Origin of the sequence: Pseudomonas sp. SWRI81 (assembly GCF_014268545.1) — a bacterium.
Lineage (GTDB): Bacteria > Pseudomonadota > Gammaproteobacteria > Pseudomonadales > Pseudomonadaceae > Aquipseudomonas > Aquipseudomonas hamedanensis.
In genome coordinates this window covers 176,764-193,600 of sequence record NZ_JABWQS010000003.1, presented here as the reverse complement: position 1 = coordinate 193,600, position 16,837 = coordinate 176,764, and the positions used below count along the sequence as shown (strand labels likewise).

Annotated in this window: 21 protein-coding genes and 1 pseudogene; 7 read left to right on the top strand and 15 right to left on the bottom strand. The window is 60.0% G+C overall.

What is annotated here, in order from left to right:
* The 7 genes and pseudogenes from HU765_RS03480 to HU765_RS03450 form a co-directional block, all read right to left on the bottom strand.
* Positions 1-243: pseudogene (locus HU765_RS03480) on the bottom strand (hypothetical protein).
* Between the two features lie 87 nt (positions 244-330).
* The gene (locus HU765_RS03475; protein ID WP_186619050.1) at positions 331-1,368 is read right to left on the bottom strand and encodes a DNA topoisomerase IB; all 1,038 of its coding nucleotides are present in this window, start codon (positions 1,366-1,368) and stop codon (positions 331-333) included.
* A gap of 68 nt (positions 1,369-1,436) precedes the next feature.
* Positions 1,437-2,516 (bottom strand): molybdenum ABC transporter ATP-binding protein, encoded by a 1,080-nt coding sequence (gene modC, locus HU765_RS03470; protein WP_186619049.1) that lies wholly within the window; start codon positions 2,514-2,516, stop codon positions 1,437-1,439.
* 3 nt (positions 2,517-2,519) lie between these two features.
* A complete protein-coding gene (modB, locus tag HU765_RS03465; protein ID WP_186546370.1) occupies positions 2,520-3,200 on the bottom strand; it encodes a molybdate ABC transporter permease subunit in 681 nt (226 codons plus the stop codon).
* A complete protein-coding gene (gene modA / locus HU765_RS03460; protein ID WP_186619048.1) occupies positions 3,200-3,970 on the bottom strand; it encodes a molybdate ABC transporter substrate-binding protein in 771 nt (256 codons plus the stop codon). The genes modB and modA overlap by 1 nt, the downstream gene beginning before the upstream one ends.
* Positions 3,971-4,114: 144 nt before the next feature.
* Positions 4,115-5,179 (bottom strand): nitronate monooxygenase, encoded by a 1,065-nt coding sequence (locus HU765_RS03455; protein ID WP_186619047.1) that lies wholly within the window; start codon positions 5,177-5,179, stop codon positions 4,115-4,117.
* Between the two features lie 84 nt (positions 5,180-5,263).
* Positions 5,264-5,479 carry a hypothetical protein gene (locus tag HU765_RS03450; RefSeq protein ID WP_186619089.1) on the bottom strand — a complete coding sequence of 72 codons (216 nt, stop codon included), beginning with the start codon at positions 5,477-5,479 and terminating at the stop codon, positions 5,264-5,266.
* 314 nt (positions 5,480-5,793) lie between these two features.
* Here HU765_RS03450 and HU765_RS03445 point away from each other — a divergent pair, with 314 nt between their 5' ends.
* A complete protein-coding gene (locus HU765_RS03445) occupies positions 5,794-6,777 on the top strand; it encodes an MDR family oxidoreductase (protein ID WP_186619046.1) in 984 nt (327 codons plus the stop codon).
* Here HU765_RS03445 and ada read toward each other — a convergent pair.
* The 5 genes from ada to HU765_RS03420 form a co-directional block, all read right to left on the bottom strand.
* On the bottom strand, positions 6,767-7,834 hold the full coding sequence (gene ada / locus HU765_RS03440; protein ID WP_186619045.1) for a bifunctional DNA-binding transcriptional regulator/O6-methylguanine-DNA methyltransferase Ada: 1,068 nt from the start codon (positions 7,832-7,834) through the stop codon (positions 6,767-6,769). The two genes, HU765_RS03445 and ada, sit on opposite strands and share 11 nt — an antisense overlap.
* Before the next feature lie 86 nt (positions 7,835-7,920).
* Complete coding sequence (gene alkB / locus HU765_RS03435) at positions 7,921-8,586, bottom strand: DNA oxidative demethylase AlkB (protein ID WP_186619085.1); 666 nt, start codon at positions 8,584-8,586, stop codon at positions 7,921-7,923.
* Positions 8,587-8,591: 5 nt separating this feature from the next.
* Positions 8,592-9,302: a 2OG-Fe(II) oxygenase gene (locus tag HU765_RS03430; protein ID WP_186619044.1), complete on the bottom strand. Its 711-nt coding sequence runs from the start codon at positions 9,300-9,302 to the stop codon at positions 8,592-8,594.
* 94 nt (positions 9,303-9,396) lie between these two features.
* Positions 9,397-9,567, bottom strand: a complete 171-nt coding sequence (locus tag HU765_RS03425) for a hypothetical protein (protein ID WP_186619043.1) — start codon at positions 9,565-9,567, stop codon at positions 9,397-9,399.
* 28 nt (positions 9,568-9,595) lie between these two features.
* Positions 9,596-9,898 carry a DUF1883 domain-containing protein gene (locus tag HU765_RS03420; protein ID WP_007912251.1) on the bottom strand — a complete coding sequence of 101 codons (303 nt, stop codon included), beginning with the start codon at positions 9,896-9,898 and terminating at the stop codon, positions 9,596-9,598.
* Positions 9,899-10,108: 210 nt separating this feature from the next.
* On the opposite strand from HU765_RS03420, the gene HU765_RS03415 reads away from it, so the two are divergent.
* Positions 10,109-10,465: a hypothetical protein gene (locus HU765_RS03415; RefSeq protein WP_186546362.1), complete on the top strand. Its 357-nt coding sequence runs from the start codon at positions 10,109-10,111 to the stop codon at positions 10,463-10,465.
* Positions 10,466-10,537: 72 nt separating this feature from the next.
* A complete protein-coding gene (locus tag HU765_RS03410) occupies positions 10,538-10,768 on the top strand; it encodes a hypothetical protein (RefSeq protein ID WP_186546361.1) in 231 nt (76 codons plus the stop codon).
* A 4-nt stretch (positions 10,769-10,772) separates the two neighbouring features.
* Here the strand turns inward: HU765_RS03410 and HU765_RS03405 are convergent, their stop codons facing one another.
* The gene (locus tag HU765_RS03405; protein WP_186546360.1) at positions 10,773-11,060 is read right to left on the bottom strand and encodes a hypothetical protein; all 288 of its coding nucleotides are present in this window, start codon (positions 11,058-11,060) and stop codon (positions 10,773-10,775) included.
* 134 nt (positions 11,061-11,194) lie between these two features.
* On the bottom strand, positions 11,195-11,380 hold the full coding sequence (locus HU765_RS03400; RefSeq protein ID WP_016774922.1) for a hypothetical protein: 186 nt from the start codon (positions 11,378-11,380) through the stop codon (positions 11,195-11,197).
* 258 nt (positions 11,381-11,638) lie between these two features.
* On the opposite strand from HU765_RS03400, the gene galU reads away from it, so the two are divergent.
* Complete coding sequence (gene galU, locus HU765_RS03395; RefSeq protein WP_007912230.1) at positions 11,639-12,478, top strand: UTP--glucose-1-phosphate uridylyltransferase GalU; 840 nt, start codon at positions 11,639-11,641, stop codon at positions 12,476-12,478.
* A gap of 129 nt (positions 12,479-12,607) precedes the next feature.
* Positions 12,608-13,966 carry a glutathione-disulfide reductase gene (gorA, locus tag HU765_RS03390; RefSeq protein ID WP_186619042.1) on the top strand — a complete coding sequence of 453 codons (1,359 nt, stop codon included), beginning with the start codon at positions 12,608-12,610 and terminating at the stop codon, positions 13,964-13,966.
* Here gorA and HU765_RS03385 read toward each other — a convergent pair.
* A complete protein-coding gene (locus tag HU765_RS03385) occupies positions 13,963-14,979 on the bottom strand; it encodes a DNA-binding protein (protein WP_186619041.1) in 1,017 nt (338 codons plus the stop codon). The two genes, gorA and HU765_RS03385, sit on opposite strands and share 4 nt — an antisense overlap.
* A 176-nt stretch (positions 14,980-15,155) precedes the next feature.
* Here HU765_RS03385 and HU765_RS03380 point away from each other — a divergent pair, with 176 nt between their 5' ends.
* Together HU765_RS03380 and ahpC are read left to right on the top strand one after the other, a co-directional pair.
* Positions 15,156-16,094, top strand: a complete 939-nt coding sequence (locus HU765_RS03380; RefSeq protein ID WP_186546357.1) for a site-specific integrase — start codon at positions 15,156-15,158, stop codon at positions 16,092-16,094.
* A gap of 137 nt (positions 16,095-16,231) precedes the next feature.
* Entirely contained in the window at positions 16,232-16,795 is a 564-nt protein-coding gene (ahpC, locus tag HU765_RS03375) for an alkyl hydroperoxide reductase subunit C (protein ID WP_186546356.1), read from the top strand.
* Positions 16,796-16,837: the final 42 nt, after the last annotated feature.

Genomic DNA, 16,837 nt, shown 5'->3' with positions numbered 1-16,837 from the left:
CTAATCGCCGGCCTCCGCCCGGTGACGGTGGGCCGCTAACACAGAACTGGCTGCGTTGAGTCGCTGGCATTCGCGTTGCGCATCGAGCTGATCGTCCTAGCCGTCACCGATGAAACCGTTGGTACGCGTATCGCAGATACGGAACCAGGCCGTGGCTTCGGCCGGTGGCTGCGGGCGCTCCCCGGCGCGGCGTCCATGAATGACGATCTTGTTGCAACGCTTCACGATGAAGGGGTCTTCCATGGCGTCACCGCAGTTGATTCGTGTCACATCAACTATAGAAGCCTATGGCGATTGTGCAAAAAATAGACAACTTGCGCCTATGCCTTCTCAGGAGGCTTGCGCCATCTCGCTCATCCGCTCCAGAAACATCGCCAGCGCCACTTCCTCCTCGCGCAAGCCCTTGCGCGTGCGTGGCCGTGGCAGTTCGGCGAGAGCACCGCGCATGAAATGCTCGACTACGGCCGGATGGATGTAGCATTTGCGGCACACCGCCGGCGTGTTTCCCAGTTGTCTGGCGACGCTCTTCACCATGTCCACCACGTGGCGCTTGGCTTCGCTGTCCGATTCGTGGCGGACCTCGCGCAGTGTCGCCAGTGCCAACGCACTGCCTGCCCAGGTGCGGTAATCCTTGGCGGTGAAATCGGCACCGGTGAGGGTTTTCAGGTAGGCGTTGACGTCGGACGAGGTCACGGTGTGGCGCTCGCCGTTTTCATCCAGATACTGAAACAGGTTCTGCCCTGGAATCTCCAGGCACCGCTTGATCACTCGTGCCAGGCGCCGGTCCTTGACGGTGATCTGATGTTCGATGCCGCTTTTGCCGCGAAACTGGAACAGGATCGCGCTGCCGTTGACCTCGACGTGGCGGCTGCGCAGGGTGGTCAGGCCGTAGGAGCGGTTGTCGCGCGCGTATTGCGTGTTGCCGACGCGGATCAATGTCGCATCGAGCAGCAGAATCACCGTGGCCATGACTTTGTCGCGGCTGAAACCGGGCGCGGCGAGCAAGGTCTCCAGCTGTTTGCGCAGTTTCGGCAAAGCCATGCCGAACTCGCGCAGGCGTGAATATTTGTCGGCATCGCGCACTTCGCGCCAACGCGGGTGATAGCGGTACTGTTTGCGCCCGCGGGCATCGCGGCCGGTGGCTTGCAAATGCCCGCACGGATCGGCGCAGATCCACACGTCGGTGTACGCCGGCGGCACGGCGAGGGCGTTGATGCGTTTGATTTCCTCGGGATCGCTGATGCGTTGGCCGCACGGGTCGAAATAACAGAATTTGCCTCGCAGCTTCTTACGCGTGATGCCGGGCTGGGTGTCGTCGACGTAATGCAGGTCGGCTGGCAGTGCAACGGTCAGCTCGGTATCGGACATGGCAGGTTTCCTTGGCGGCAGATCAATAAAGCGATTGACCGCACGCCATGGCCGTCGTGCCAACGGATTCAGGCCAGCACGGCAACCGCCTTGATTTGCGCCCAAAGCGCCTGCCCCGGGTGCACGCCCAAGTGGTCCCGGGAAAACCGCGTGATGCGCGCCAGCAGCGGGGTGCCGCCGGCGTCGAGTCGAATCAGCACGTGCGCGCTGTTGTCCGCCGCCTGCTCACTGACCACCGTGACCGGCAACCGATTGAGAATGCTGCTCGACTCGGCGTTGTCCAGAGACAGGCTGACGTCCCGCGCATGCACCTTGCAGCGCAAGGCCTGGCCCAGCGCCAGCGGTGCGTGGGTGACGCGGATGTGCATCGCGGTGGCGGGCAGTTGCAGGCTCAGCAGTTGGTAGTCGGCGTCATAGGCGCTGACCTGGCCTTCAATAATGACGCCGGCGTCATCGCCCATCGCCATGGGCAAATCCAGCCGCGCCAGCGTTTCTCCGATCGGGCCACTGGCCAGAGCCTTGCCGGCGCTGAGCAGCACCAGATGATCGGCCAGTCGCGCCACTTCATCCTGAGCATGGCTGACGTACAGCACCGGAATGTCCAATTCATCGTGCAGGCGTTGCAGATACGGCAGGATTTCCCGTTTGCGCTGGCTGTCGAGTGCGGCCAGCGGCTCGTCCATCAACAGCAATTCGGGACTGGTCAGCAGCGCGCGAGCGATGCCCACGCGCTGGCGTTCGCCGCCGGACAAATGCTGCGGATGACGCTCCAGCAAATGGCCGATACCCAGCAGTTCGCTGGCTTGCGCCAGGTCGACGCGGCGTTCCGCACGGGCGATGCGCTTGAGGCCGAACTGCAGATTGGCCCGCACTGACAGATGCGCAAACAGACTGGCTTCCTGAAAGACATAGCCGAGCGCACGCTTGTGCGGCGCGACGAAAATACCCTTGGCGCTGTCCTGCCAGACTTGGTCATTGACCCGGATCAGTCCGTGGGCGGCGCGTTCAAGCCCGGCAATGCAGCGCAGGCAGGTGGTTTTGCCGGAACCCGAGTGACCGTACAAGGCCGTCACCCCCCGTCCCGGCAAATGCAGATCGACGTCCAGATTGAAATCCGGCCAGACCAGGTTCAGACGTACATCGATCATCAATCAGCTCCAGCCCATGCGGGTTTTGCGGCTGGAGTACAGCGCCAGCAACACCACAAACGAAAACACCAGCATCGCGCCTGCCAGCCAATGGGCCTGAGCGTATTCCATCGCTTCGACGTGGTCGTAGATTTGCACCGAGACCACGCGGGTCTTGTCGGGGATGTTGCCGCCGATCATCAGCACTACACCAAACTCTCCGACGGTGTGAGCAAAACCGAGGATCGCCGCGGTGATAAACCCCGGGCGTGCCAGCGGCAGGATCACGCTGAAAAAAGTGTCCCAAGGCCCGGCCCGTAAAGTGGCAGCCACTTCCAGCGGGCGATCGCCGATTGCCGAAAACGCGTTCTGCAAGGGCTGCACCACGAACGGCATGGAATAGATCACCGAACCGATGACCAGCCCGGTGAAGCTGAATGTCAGGGTGCCGAGGCCGAGCCACTGGGTGAACTGGCCGAGCGCGCCATGGGGGCCCATCAGCACCAGCAGATAGAAGCCGATGACCGTCGGCGGCAGCACCAGCGGCAGCGCGACGATCGCGCCGACCGGGCCGCGCAACCATGAGCGGGTCCGCGCCAGCCACAGCGCAATCGGCGTGCCGATCAGCAGCAGGATGACCGTGGTCAGCGATGCCAGCTTCAGGGTCAGCCAGATTGCGGCGAAATCCGCGCTCGTCAGCGACATCAGCGCTGGTAGCCGAAGGACTGAATCAGCGCCGTGGCTTTTGCGGCTTTGAGGTAATCAACCAGCGCCTTGGCGGCGGGGTTGTCCTTGCCTTTGTTGAGTATCACGGCGTCTTGCCGGATTGGCTGGTGGAGGTCGGCAGGGACGATCCAGGCCGAGCCGCTGCTGACTTTGCCGTCCTTGTAGATCTGCGAGAGGGCGACGAAGCCCAGTTCGGCATTGCCCGTCGAAACGAACTGGTAGGCCTGGGTAATGTTCTGGCCTTCGACGATTTTCGCGCGGGTTGCCTCAGTCAGCTTCAGCTTGTCCAGAACCTGGGTGGCGGCGAGGCCGTAGGGCGCGGTTTTCGGGTTGGCGATGGCCAGGTGCTGAAACTGGTTCTTCGTCAGCACTTCGCCCTTGGCGTCGACATAGCCTGCTTTGGCCGACCACAGGGCGAGGGTTCCGATGGCGTAGGTGAAACGCGAGCCTTTGACGGTTTCGCCTTCTGCCTCAAGCTTCTGCGGGGTGCTGTCGTCGGCCGCCAGAAACACTTCAAACGGCGCGCCGTTTTTGATCTGCGTATAGAACTGGCCGGTCGCGCCGTAGGCGGCGATCAGTTTGTGTCCGGTGGCTTTTTCAAAATCGGCAGCGATGGCCTGAATCGGCGCGGTGAAATTAGCGGCGACCGCCACTTGCACTTCGTCAGCCTGGACGGCAGCGACGGTAAACATCGACAGCAAAGAAGCGAGGCAGGCACGCAGGATCATTGAACAGCTCCGAGTTGGCATATGCCGGGCCGGTGTCCGAGAGAACAGCCGTGTCGACAAAGTTGGCGAAAGCGCTATGTAGTGAAATATATAGCGGAACGCCGGGCAACAGGAAGTGCTGATATTCAACCGAACAAGAACGCTCGGCTCTCGCCCGGTTGCTGCTCAATGCTGTTGCAGCCTGGCCAGGCCTTCTTCGGCGAGTTGTCGCGTCAGTTCCGCGCAACCCAGCTCTTTGCCCAGCGTGAACGCCTGGCCCGCCCAGAGATTGGCGAACTGCTCTTCGTTTTTTGCCCGCAGCGGCATCAGTGCGCCACCGGCCAAGGGGAATGCCGGCGCCTTGTCCGACATCGGCCCGAGTTCCCGCATGACGCGATTGAGAATGCCCCGCGCCGGTCGTCCGGTGAAAAGATTGGTGATTGCCGTCTCGCTCTCTTTGGCGGTGCGCAACGCGCGGTGATGGGCGGCGCTGACTTTCGCTTCGGGCGTAAACAGATACGCGGTGCCAACTTGCACCCCGGCCGCGCCGAGCATGAATGCCGCCGCGACACCGCGCGGGTCGGCGATCGCGCCGGCCGCGATGACCGGCACGCGCACAGCGTCGACCACTTGTGGCACCAGGGCAAACGTACCGACCTGACTGCTCAAATCCTCGCTGAGGAACATCCCGCGGTGGCCGCCCGCCTCATAGCCCATGGCGATGATCGCGTCGCAGCCGTTCTGCTCCAGCCACACGGCTTCATCCACCGTGGTGGCGGACGAGAGAATTTTTGCGCCGGTGGCTTTGACCCGATCCAGTAACGACTTTTCAGGCAAGCCGAAGTGGAAACTCACCACTTCAGGCCGAAACGCTTCCAGCACTTCGCAGGCGGCAGCATCGAACGGCGCGCGGTTGGACACCGGGGTGGGCGCGTCGAAGTCGACGCCCAGTTCGCGGTAATAAGGCTCCAGCAGGTTTTTCCAGTCGCGGGCGCGTTGCTCGTCGGCCGCCGGAGGCTGGTGGCAAAAAAAGTTGACGTTGAACGGTTTGCTTGTGTGCTGACGAATCGTTTTCAGTTCGTCGCGCAATTGCTCGATGCTCAGCATCGCTGCCGGCATTGAGCCGAGTCCACCGGCATTGCACACGGCAATCACCATGGACGAGTTCGTCGCCCCGGCCATGGGGCCTTGAATGATTGGCAACTCAATGCCGAGCAGATCAATAAGACGGGTGTCTGGCCATTGGCTCATGGGGGTTCTCCGAACGACGGAACGGGCAGGAACGGCTGAGCCGGTTTTTTAACAGCAAAACCCGATGTTCAGCCAGTTCGAAATTCAGAACATCTTGTGCAGCTTTTCAGCGCCGGTGTGCTCCGCCGCCACCAGGCGCTGATAATCGCCATCGAATCGCTCGGCCATCATCCAGCCATCGAAGACATGCAGGTAATGTCGACCCTGCGCGTCTTTAAGTAACAGCGGGCGGGTATTGATCCAGCGCGACCCAGCGGGTGGCCCTGTCGACCAGAGTGTGCGCGCTGAACTGCACGGCAAGACATTGTCAACTCCATCGACAGGGCTGTTTTGAAGGAATGACCGCCGTCGAAAAAGCATAGTCGCCTGCGATGGAAACGCCCGGCGGATACCCCGATTGGCGCAAAGTCGAGTGTGGCAGCGTGAATATTGGAGATCAGCGTGGGAGGGGGCTTGCTCCCGAAGGCGGTGGGTCAGTCAGCAACTATTTCACTGCCCCGGCGCTTTCGCGAGCAAGCCCGCTCCCACAGTTTTTTTTGTGGTGCCAGTGGGTTTTTTATTGCGATGTGGTATTTGAAGGCACGCTATCTTCACAACAGCAACGAGAGGCCGTCATGTTCAACGCCATAGTTATCGATAAAGACGACAGCGGTTATCGCGCCAGCCTGCAGCAACTCAATGACGCGCAATTGCCCGAGGGCGATGTGACCGTGCAGGTTGCGTACAGCACGCTGAACTTCAAGGATGGCCTGGCAATCACCGGCAGCAGCCCGGTGGTGCGCAAGTTTCCGATGGTGCCGGGGATCGACCTTGCCGGCACCGTCGAAGCCAGTTCGCATCCGGACTACAAACCGGGCGATCAAGTGTTGCTCAACGGCTGGGGCGTCGGCGAGCAACATTGGGGCGGTCTGGCGCAGAAGGCACGGCTCAACGGCGACTGGTTAATTGCGTTGCCCGAGGCGTTTACCCCGGCACAAGCCATGGCCATCGGCACCGCGGGATACACGGCCATGCTGTGTATTCTGGCGCTGGAGCGCAATGGCGTGACGCCGGACCGGGGGGAGGTGCTGGTGACCGGCGCCAACGGCGGTGTCGGCAGTTTTGCCATCGCGCTGTTGAGCAAGCTGGGTTATCGGGTCGTGGCGTCTACCGGTCGTGTGTCGGAGCATGAATACCTCGAGCAACTGGGCGCCGCTGAAATTATTGATCGTGCCACTCTATCCGCGCCGGGCAAGCCGCTGGCCAAGGAGCGCTGGGCCGGGGTCATCGATTCGGTCGGCAGTCACACGTTGGCCAATGCCTGCGCCAGCACGCGTTCGGAGGGCACCGTGGCGGCGTGCGGTCTGGCCCAGGGCATGGACTTTCCCGCCTCAGTGGCGCCGTTCATTTTGCGCGGGGTCACGCTGGCTGGCATCAACAGCGTCACTCAGCCCAAGGCGCGTCGCCTGCAAGCGTGGGATCGCCTGGCGACAGACCTCGACGTTGCTCTGTTGGCGCTGATCAGCCGCGAGATCAGCTTGAGCGAAGCCCTCGACGCCGCACCGCAGTTGCTGGCTGGACAGCTTCGCGGGCGCGTGGTGGTCGACGTCAATCGCTGAGTTCACGGTCGAGTAACTGGCGTTTGCGTTCGACGCCCCAGCGATAGCCGGACAGGTTGCCATCGCTGCGCACCACGCGGTGGCAGGGAATCGCCACCGCGAGCTTGTTGGCGCCGCACGCCTGCGCCACGGCGCGCATTGATGTCGGTGCGCCGATGCGTTGGGCAATTTCAGCGTAACTGGCGGTGCTGCCGCTCGGAATCTCCCGCAGCGCCTGCCATACGCGTTCCTGAAACGCAGTGCCTCTGACGTCCAGCGGCAGATCGAGGCCAATTGCCGGCGCTTCGACAAACCCGACGACCTTGGCGATCAGCTGTTCGAAGTCGGTGTCGGCACCGATCAGGTTGGCCTGGCGAAACTTATCCTGCAGATCGCACACCAGCTGATGCGGGTCGTCGCCCAGCAGAATCGCACAAATGCCGCGCGCGCTTTGCGCCACCAACAGCGCGCCGAGTGAGCATTGGCCGACAGCGAAACGAATGTCATTGTTGTGCCCGGCCGAGCGGTACTCAGCCGGCTTCATCCCCAGCAACCGATCGGCCGATTCATAGAAGCGACTATTGGAATTGAAGCCCGCCTCATAAAGAGCATCGGTAATCGAACCACCGCCCGCCAGACGCTCACGTACCCGGCGCGAGCGATGGGCAGCAAAGTAGCCTCTGGGCGTCAGTCCTGTAGCCGCCTTGAACACACGGTGAAAATGAAACGGGCTCAACCCGGCCGCTGCGGCCAGCTCATTGAGCGACGGCAACGTCTCGGCGGACTCGATACGGCGGCAGGCGATCGCCACGGTGGCGGCACGTTGCGCGGCGACTTCACTGTGGTCCTTGCTGGCGCGCCTGCTCGGACGATAACCGGCGGCTTCTGCCTGTTCGGCCGTGTCGAAAAATTCGACATTCTTTGGCTTCGGCAGCCGTGCAAGGCTGCTCGGGCGGCAGTAGATGCCGGTGGTTTTCACGGCGTAGACAAATTGCCCGTCCGCCTGCGGGTCCCGCGCCACCACAGCGGCCCAGCGTGGATCAGCTTCGGTGTCGAGAGTGTAGGACTGCGTTTTCATGAGAGGACATCCGTTGGCCTGTTTGACTCAGGTTAACCAGCCTTGATGATCGCAACACTCCGGGCCTTGCGCTCAAATTCTTGCGCTTATCCGGCAACGCGGAACGTCAGATTGATTCGTTGTTCGCCAAGTTGCGGATGCCGGCCGTGTCTGATCGGCAGCACCCCATGAAAACGCAGGCGATCGACGCCGCCCCAGACCACCATATCGCCGTGCAGCAGGGGGATGCGCTGGCTCTTGTCACTGCGTGCGAAACCGCCGAACAGGAACATCGCCGGCAATCCCAGCGACAGCGAAACGATCGGCGCGGCGTAGGCCTTTTCGTCTTTGTCCTGATGCAACGACATCTTGGCACCGGGGACATAGCGATTGATCAGGCAGGAATCAGCGTGGAAATCAGCAAAACCGGCCCGCTCGGCGGCGGCATGCGCCAATTCGGCAAACACCGTCGGCATCGGCGGCCAGGGTAACCCGCTGAGAGGATCGACACGGGTGTAGCGATAGCCGCTGCGATCGGTAATCCAGCCCAGCGCGCCGCAACTGCTGGTGCCGACCGACATGCTGAAGCCCCCGGGCGTAACCATGTGCCGCAACGGGGCGGCGGCGAGAATAGCCGCCAGCTGCGTCAGCAACGATTCGATGCGGGGCAAGGCGAAACCGCGCAGCACCCACGATTGCTCGCCGATCTGCTCGTTACGCGGCTGCTGTACGGGTTCGTGATCGCTGAACAGATCAAAAGGATTCGGTTGCATGGCGCTCATGACGCATCGTGGAAAATGATGCCTAGAGTATGCCGATTGCCACTGTGCAGGCGACTGACGCCGTGACGCATGGTCACCCGATAATCGCCCCGCACACCTTTGACCGGCCGTTGATTGACGGCAAAAATCACCGCGTCACCTTTCTGTAAATCCAGCACCTGCGGGCGCGATTGCATGCGCGGGCGCTGTTCGGTCAACACGAACTCGCCGCCTGTGAAGTCCCGACCCGGTTGCGACAGAAGCAGCGCCACTTGCAGCGGGAACACCTGCTCGCCGTAGAGATCCTGGTGCAGGCAATTGTAATCCTGCGGGCCATATTGCAATAACAATGGGGTAGGGCGCTGCTGGCCGGCAGCATGGCAGCGCTGGACAAATTCGGCATGAGTCGCTGGAAAACGCTGCGCCAGACCCATCCGCTCGTACCAACGGTTAGCCAGCGGCACCAGTCGCGGGTACAGCGCTGTGCGCAGACGTTCGACCGGGGCAGGAAGGGGATAGCTGAAATACTTGTATTCGCCGCGACCGAATCCGTGGCGGGCCATGATGACCTGCGAACGAAACGGTTCGGTCTGTGGATACAGAGCACTCAAGCGCTCGCAGGTTTCGGTCCGTAGCAACGAGCGGATAATCGCGCAGCCGTGCTGATCCAGTTGCTGCTCCAGGCTTGCCCAGTCGAGTGCATCCAGCCGGGAAGGTGACAGTGTCATGCCGACTCCTTGATGGTCATCGAGGGGGCAGTCTAGGCAGGCCTTGGCGGCAAAACACTCCGCCACTTGCGGTCGAACTCTATGACAAGACGACTTACAGCGCTTTGCTGACTTTGATCTCAGTGACTTCTTCGTCGGTGTGCAGCTTTTGCAGCGCCGCTTTCGCTTCCTCGTCGGTGCCGGTTTCCAGCTCGGCGAACTCGAAACGCTGTTCACCGTCGAGCTTGTATTTGATGACGTATTTGGTCTTTTGCGCCACGGTCATGGTTTCCTTTCAGAATAGGCTACGTGTTTCAGCTCAGTTTAGTGCTGGAACGACGGATGATCTTGATCGAGTGAGTCAGCGTCGGCTTGCGCGTCACGCTGATTGCGCGGCGATTGACGGTGTCGATGGTGATGTTCCAGAAGCCGGTGCTGGGCGCGGTGATGCGCGCCGGAAACGTGTCGAAGGCGCCGCCGTGGTAAGTGTGACGGCCGCCATTCTTGAAGCTGCGGAAGTTGGCGTCGTTCATCAGACGAATGTTGCACATTTGCGAGCATTGGATGACGACGATGTCGTCTTCGTTAAGGTGTTCGCGCTGGTGAATAAATTTCATGGGCGCCTCCAGAAGGGCTTTTTCTACAAAATCAAAACGATAGCTTGTCAATGAGCGCAGTTTATCAGCCCGCACGGGTTATTATCTGGCCGTCGGGCGTCGCTTTGACAATTTTGAACAGATATTCGCGATTGGATGCGGGTTAAATGCAAAAGGCTCCGGATAAAAACGGCATTTGTGCTGTCGGACGGTCTTTAACGGAGGTTAGGTATGAAGTGGGGTGTGGTGTGTGTGCCGTGGATTCTGGCTCTGGCCGGTTGTGCGAATGTTGCCGAAATCAATGAAACACTGCCGACCATGAGCGTGATCTCCGGAAAGAAGCCCCTTGAATACGCGCAGTGCCTGTCCGATAAGCTTGCCGACAGCCGCGGCGCGCTGCAGTTGCAGCCGCACAAGGAAGGCGTGCGTGTGATCGTTCCGGGCAAACTGTCTTCAGGCCCGGCGGCTGTGTTTGATATCGAAGACCGCTCCGGCGGCAGCAGTATCAAGCTGCATGAGCGCATGTCCAACGTGCCGGTTCGCCCGCATGATGTGCAGAAAGCCGCAAACGCCTGCATTTCCGGCTGATAGACTATCGGTCATCAGTATCGAATGCCGTCACAGTCACGCTGTGACGGCATTTTCATTCCGGGAGTCGCGATGAAGCGAGAGCACGTGCGGGAGCGCCACGCAGAAGGCCTTATTTCTGCCACCCATGTCATCCAGAACCCGGCGAATCCTGGGGAGTGGATCGTGTTTTTCAAGAAAAGCGCCGGGCGCAGTTATTTTTTGGTCGACGAGAACGACGAAGTCGAATCTTTCAACCGGCTCGACGATCTTATCGACGTCGTGCGCGGTCTTGGCATCAAGTTCGCCGAGATTCACATGTAAGCTGTTATTTGCAGACCACGACGACCGAACGATTCTTGTAATTGCCGACATCGACGCCGAGGGTCTTGTCGCTTTCCGCTGGCGCAGGCGTGCCATCGGTGCCGACGATGCGATAGCCGGTGCCAGCGCAAGAAGCATCGGCTTTTTCGTAGCACATCGCCCAGGAGTTGGCTTCGCCGGAGCAATCGATGCTCAGGCCCTGTTCGCCGTTTTTAAGGTAGGTGGGTTGCGAGGTGGCACAACCGCCGACCAGCAGAAGTGCAAAAAGGGGCAGCAACGTTTTCTTGGTCATATCAGGTCTTCAGCGAGGGGGACTAGACGCTCTGACAGCGCCGCGGTGAAAAGGTTATAGCGTTTTGCCACTTGTTTGTATGCCGGCACAAAAAAGCCCTGCGCATGGCAGGGCTCTGTGTTTCCTGGCGCCGATCAGTCTTGATCCTTGCCACGGCGTTTTGACGATGCCGGAGTGTCTGTGAACACCGATGCCACGTCTGTCGCCATCTGTTCGCTGTCGAACGGCCCGGCGATGTGTTCGCCGTTGGTAGTGGTCAGCGTCCATTTGCCGTCCTTCTTGTCGATCACATACCCGTTGATGATTTTTACCGCGGCCATCTAGTCTGTCTCGTTCGCTGGTTCAAAAGCCGCCATGATACCGGCAATTGCTCGCATCCGGGTCTGAAAAGCGTATGGTAGTGCCGTTTGCCGGCGTCTTGCGCTACGCTGAGTGCGCCGCCCGAAACACCGATGGAACTATCGGCAAGAATATTTCTCTATGATGGCATCGGTTAGCCAGTGCGGGGCATTGTAAGGTGCACGCCGCCTGATTAGACTGCGCCGAAACTCGTACACACAGCCTTTTCAAGGACTTATATGATCAAGAAATGCTTGTTCCCAGCAGCCGGTTACGGTACTCGCTTCCTGCCAGCGACTAAAGCCATGCCTAAAGAAATGCTGCCGGTGGTAAACAAGCCACTGATCCAGTACGGCGTTGAAGAAGCGCTGGACGCCGGCCTGACGGAAATCTCCATCGTCACCGGTCGTGGCAAGCGCGCTCTGGAAGACCACTTCGACATCAGCTACGAGCTGGAAAACCAGATCAAGGGCACCGACAAAGAGAAATACCTGGTCGGCATCCGCAAGCTGCTCGACGAGTGCTCGTTCTCCTACACCCGTCAGACCGAAATGAAAGGCCTCGGCCACGCGATCCTGACCGGTCGCCCGTTGATCGGTGACGAACCGTTCGCCGTGGTCCTGGCGGACGACCTGTGCGTCAACCTCGAAGGCGACGGCGTCCTGACCCAGATGGTCAAGCTGTACAAGCAGTTCCGCTGCTCGATCATCGCCATCCAGGAAGTCGACCCGCAGGAAACCAGCAAATACGGCGTGATCGCCGGCGAGATGATCCGCGACGACATCTACCGCGTGCACAGCATGGTTGAGAAGCCAAAGCCGGAAGACGCACCGTCGAACCTGGCGATTATTGGTCGTTACATCCTGACTCCGGACATCTTCGACCTGATCGAACAGACCGAGCCAGGCAAGGGCGGCGAAATCCAGATCACCGACGCCCTGATGAAACAAGCCCAGAACGGCTGCGTCATGGCCTACAAGTTCAAAGGCAAGCGTTTCGACTGCGGTGGTGCTGAAGGTTACATCGAGGCGACCAACTTCTGCTTCGAGAACTTCTACAAGACGGGCAAGGCTTACTAAGTCCGTTTGAGCTGTCTGCAAGATAAAGCCACCTTCGGGTGGCTTTTTCGTTTTCCGCCCTTATATGGATGGCAGCGCTTGCCCAATGGATGGCTGCAGGTATGCTGATCGCCTGCCGAGGAGATAGAAATGGCCTACGATTTTGACCTTTATGTGATTGGCGCCGGTTCCGGCGGTGTGCGGGCGGCGCGGTTTGCGGCCGGTTTTGGCGCGAAGGTGGCGGTGGCTGAAAGCCGTTATCTGGGCGGCACCTGCGTCAACGTTGGCTGCGTGCCGAAAAAGTTGTTGGTGTACGGGGCGCACTTTGCCGAAGATTTCGAGCAGTCGTCCGGTTTTGGCTGGAGCCTGGGCGAGGCGAATTTCGATTGGGCGACGCTGATTGCCAACAAGGATCGCGAGATCAATCGCCTCAACGGTATCTACCGCAACCTGTTGGTCAACAGCGGCGTGACGCTGCATGAGGCGCACGCGAAGATCGTCGGGCCGCACGAGGTTGAGGTCGATGGCCAGCGTTACACTGCCGAGAATATTCTGATTGCGACCGGCGGCTGGCCGCAGATTCCGCAGATTCCAGGCCACGAACATGCTATCGGCTCGAACGAAGCATTCTTTCTCAAAGAGCTGCCCAAGCGTGTGTTGGTGGTCGGCGGCGGTTACATCGCCGTCGAGTTCGCCGGGATTTTCCATGGCCTTGGCGCCAACACTACACTGCTGTACCGCGGCGATCTGTTCCTGCGGGGCTTTGATGGTGCGGTGCGCAAGCATTTGCAGGAAGAACTGACCAAGCGCGGCATGGACCTGCAGTTCAACGCTGACATCGCGCGGATCGACAAGCAGGCCGACGGCAGCCTGAAAGCAACCCTCAAGGATGGCCGTGTTCTGGAAGCGGATTGCGTTTTCTACGCCACCGGCCGACGTCCGATGCTGGACAATCTGGGTCTGGAAAACACTGGTGTGCAGCTCGACGACAAGGGCTTCATCAAGGTCGACGACCAATATCAAACCACCGAGCCATCGATCCTCGCGCTGGGCGACGTCATCGGTCGTGTGCAACTGACGCCTGTAGCGCTGGCCGAAGGCATGGCCGTGGCGCGGCGTTTGTTCAAACCTGAGCAATACCGTCCGGTGGATTACAAAATGATCCCTACCGCCGTGTTCAGCCTGCCGAACATTGGCACCGTCGGTTTGAGCGAAGAAGAAGCGCGCGAATGCGGCCACGAGGTGGTGATTTTCGAGAGCCGCTTCCGGCCGATGAAGCTCACCCTGACTGACTGTCAGGAAAAAACCCTGATGAAACTGGTGGTCGATGCCAAGACCGACAAAGTGCTTGGCTGCCACATGGTCGGACCGGATGCCGGTGAGATCGTGCAGGGCTTGGCAATTGCCTTGAAGGCTGGCGCAACCAAGCGCGACTTCGACGACACGATCGGGGTCCACCCGACGGCCGCCGAAGAATTCGTCACCATGCGTACGCCGGTCGGCGCTTAAGCGTCCTTCGGTTTGGCCAGGTCTGGCGCCGCCGCAACGGTGGCTGCCAGACGCTGGCTTTCTTCAAGATTTGCCTGCGCTTTGCTTAATTCCTTTTCCAGCGCCTGATTGAGTTGCGTCTGCTCCTCGACGTTCTGTTTGAGCACTTGGCTCTCCAGTGAGGCCACGCGCAGGCGTTCCTGGAGGAGGGTGCGCTCGCTGTCGACGCGAGTGGCTTGCTCCAGCAACTGATCCTGACGCAGGTTGCTCTGCTTGAGCTGGTCCTGCATCAGGCTCAGTTCGCGCTGGGTGCCGCGGTTTTCGGTGAGCAGACGCTCGTTGTCGCGGTGCAGTTGGGTGATTTCGTCCTGGCGTACGAGGGCGCTTTGCTGGGCTTGGCGCAGTTCGGCTTGCAGTTGCTGAGCCTGGGCTTCGTGGCGACTCTGCTCCTGTTCGCGTTGTTCTCGGGCAGCGTTGCGGTAGTGCTCCAGCGCATCGCGGGCGTGCAGATGCTTTTCTTCCAGGGAGCGAATCTGCTCATCCTTGTCCTGCAGGCGCAATTCAAAGTCCGCCAGCGCCTGATTCAGCCCGGCGTTGCGGGTCTGTTCGGTTTGCAGCATCGAGCGCGTATTGCTCAGGGCTTCGGACTCACGCGCCAGGGCGGCGCCCTGAATGTCGTGCTCGTGTTCGAGTTTCTCCAGGGTCAAACGTGTCTGCTTCAGCTCGGATTCCAGCGCCTCGCGCTGCTCCTCGAATTGTTCACGCGCCTGTTCGATGGGCTCCTGCGCCTGTTCTTTCAGGCGTTGCGCGAGGCGCGAGACCAGTGCGGCCAGCTCGTCATCGATCGGTTGCGCCGAGGCTTCGACGGGCTGTGCACCGTCATCCAGTTCCTTCAAATAGCGATGGATCGTGGTTTTCGAGCCGGTGTTGCCCATTTCAATGCGTACCGCATCGATGCTCGGGTGTTCGCCGCGAGCCAGAATCGCGGTGCGCGCAATCTGCACCAGGGCTTTGGTAATGCCGCCACGGGCCATGTGAACTCCTACGGTTACGTACTGTGGTACATGCCACTAAAGTACGCAGTGTACCACGCTGAAAATAAAGTTAAATATTTGATATAGAAGGGGCGGGATATACTGGTATTACCCAGTGTCAGGCGGCAAAATGCCGATTTGCATCCCTGATTCAGTACGCCGAGAGAAAACCGCCCATGAGCGATATGGATCGCTATCTGCAAGCAGCGACCCGTGACAACACGCGCCGCAGCTATCGCGCCGCCATCGAGCATTTTGAAGTGGTCTGGGGCGGCTTCTTGCCTGCAACAGCCGACAGCGTTGCGCGCTATCTGGTGGAGCATGCAGGGGTGCTGTCGATCAATACGCTGAAGCTGCGTCTGTCGGCGCTGGCGCAGTGGCACAACAGTCAGGGGTTTGCCGACCCGACCAAGGCGCCGGTGGTGCGCAAGGTGTTCAAAGGTATTCGCGCATTGCACCCGGCTCAGGAAAAGCAGGCCGAGCCGTTGCAATTGCAGGATTTGCAGCGTGTGATCGATTGGCTGGAACACGAAGCTCAGACCGCCCGACAACAGCAGGATCGCCCTGCGTTGCTCAAGGCTTATCGAGATCGCGCACTGATTCTGCTGGGTTTCTGGCGCGGCTTTCGCAGCGACGAGCTGTGCCGCTTGCAGGTCGAACATGTGCAGGCTCACGCTGGCCGCGGCATCACCTTGTACCTGCCGCGCAGCAAGGGCGATCGCGAGAATCTGGGGCAGACCTATCAGGCGCCGGCGCTGTTGAAGCTTTGTCCGGTCCAGGCTTACATCGACTGGGTCACCGAAGCGGCGCTGGTCCGTGGCGCGGTTTTTCGCAGCATCGACCGCTGGGGCAATCTGAACGAGGAGGGCCTGCACGCCAACAGCATTATCCCGCTATTACGCCAGGCCTTGCAGCGCGCGGGGATCGCCGCTGAGAACTACACCAGCCACTCATTGCGTCGCGGCTTCGCCACTTGGGCTCATCAAAGCGGCTGGGATTTGAAGTCGCTGATGAGTTACGTCGGCTGGAAGGACATGAAATCCGCAATGCGTTATGTTGAGGTCAGCCCATTCCTGGGAATGGCTCGGATCATGGATAAGCCGGATCAAGCGTAGAGATCGTTTTCTTCTATTAATACAGTCACGTAATAGCGAAAACAAATCAGCAGTATCAGGTTTGCCAATGAGCCTTCCGTCCAGCGAATGGGTAGGATTCACCCATCAACTTCATAACCCCTGACGGAGAGTCATCGATGCCTATCATCAACAGCCAAGTAAAACCGTTCAAAGCTACCGCGTTCAAAAACGGCGATTTCGTTGAAGTTTCGGACGCTGACCTGAAGGGCAAGTGGTCGGTCGTGTTCTTCTACCCAGCCGACTTCACCTTCGTCTGCCCAACCGAGCTGGAAGACCTGGCCGACAACTACGCTGAGTTCAAGAAGCTGGGCGTAGAAATCTACAGCGTCTCCACCGACACGCATTTTGCCCACGCTGCCTGGCACAACACTTCGCCAGCCATCGGCAAAATCGAATACACCATGATCGGCGACCCGACCCACGTCATCTCCCGCAACTTCGACGTGCTGATCGAAGAAGCCGGTCTGGCGGATCGTGGCACCTTCGTGATCAACCCTGAAGGTCAGATCAAAATCGTTGAACTGAACGACGGCGGCGTTGGCCGTGACGCTTCCGAGCTGCTGCGCAAGATCAAGGCTGCTCAGTACGTTGCTGCACACCCAGGCGAAGTTTGCCCAGCCAAGTGGAAAGAAGGCGAGGCCACTCTGGCTCCGTCCCTGGACCTGGTCGGCAAGATCTAAGTCTGTGACACGCAACGCAGGGCGGTACGCCGCACCTTCTTA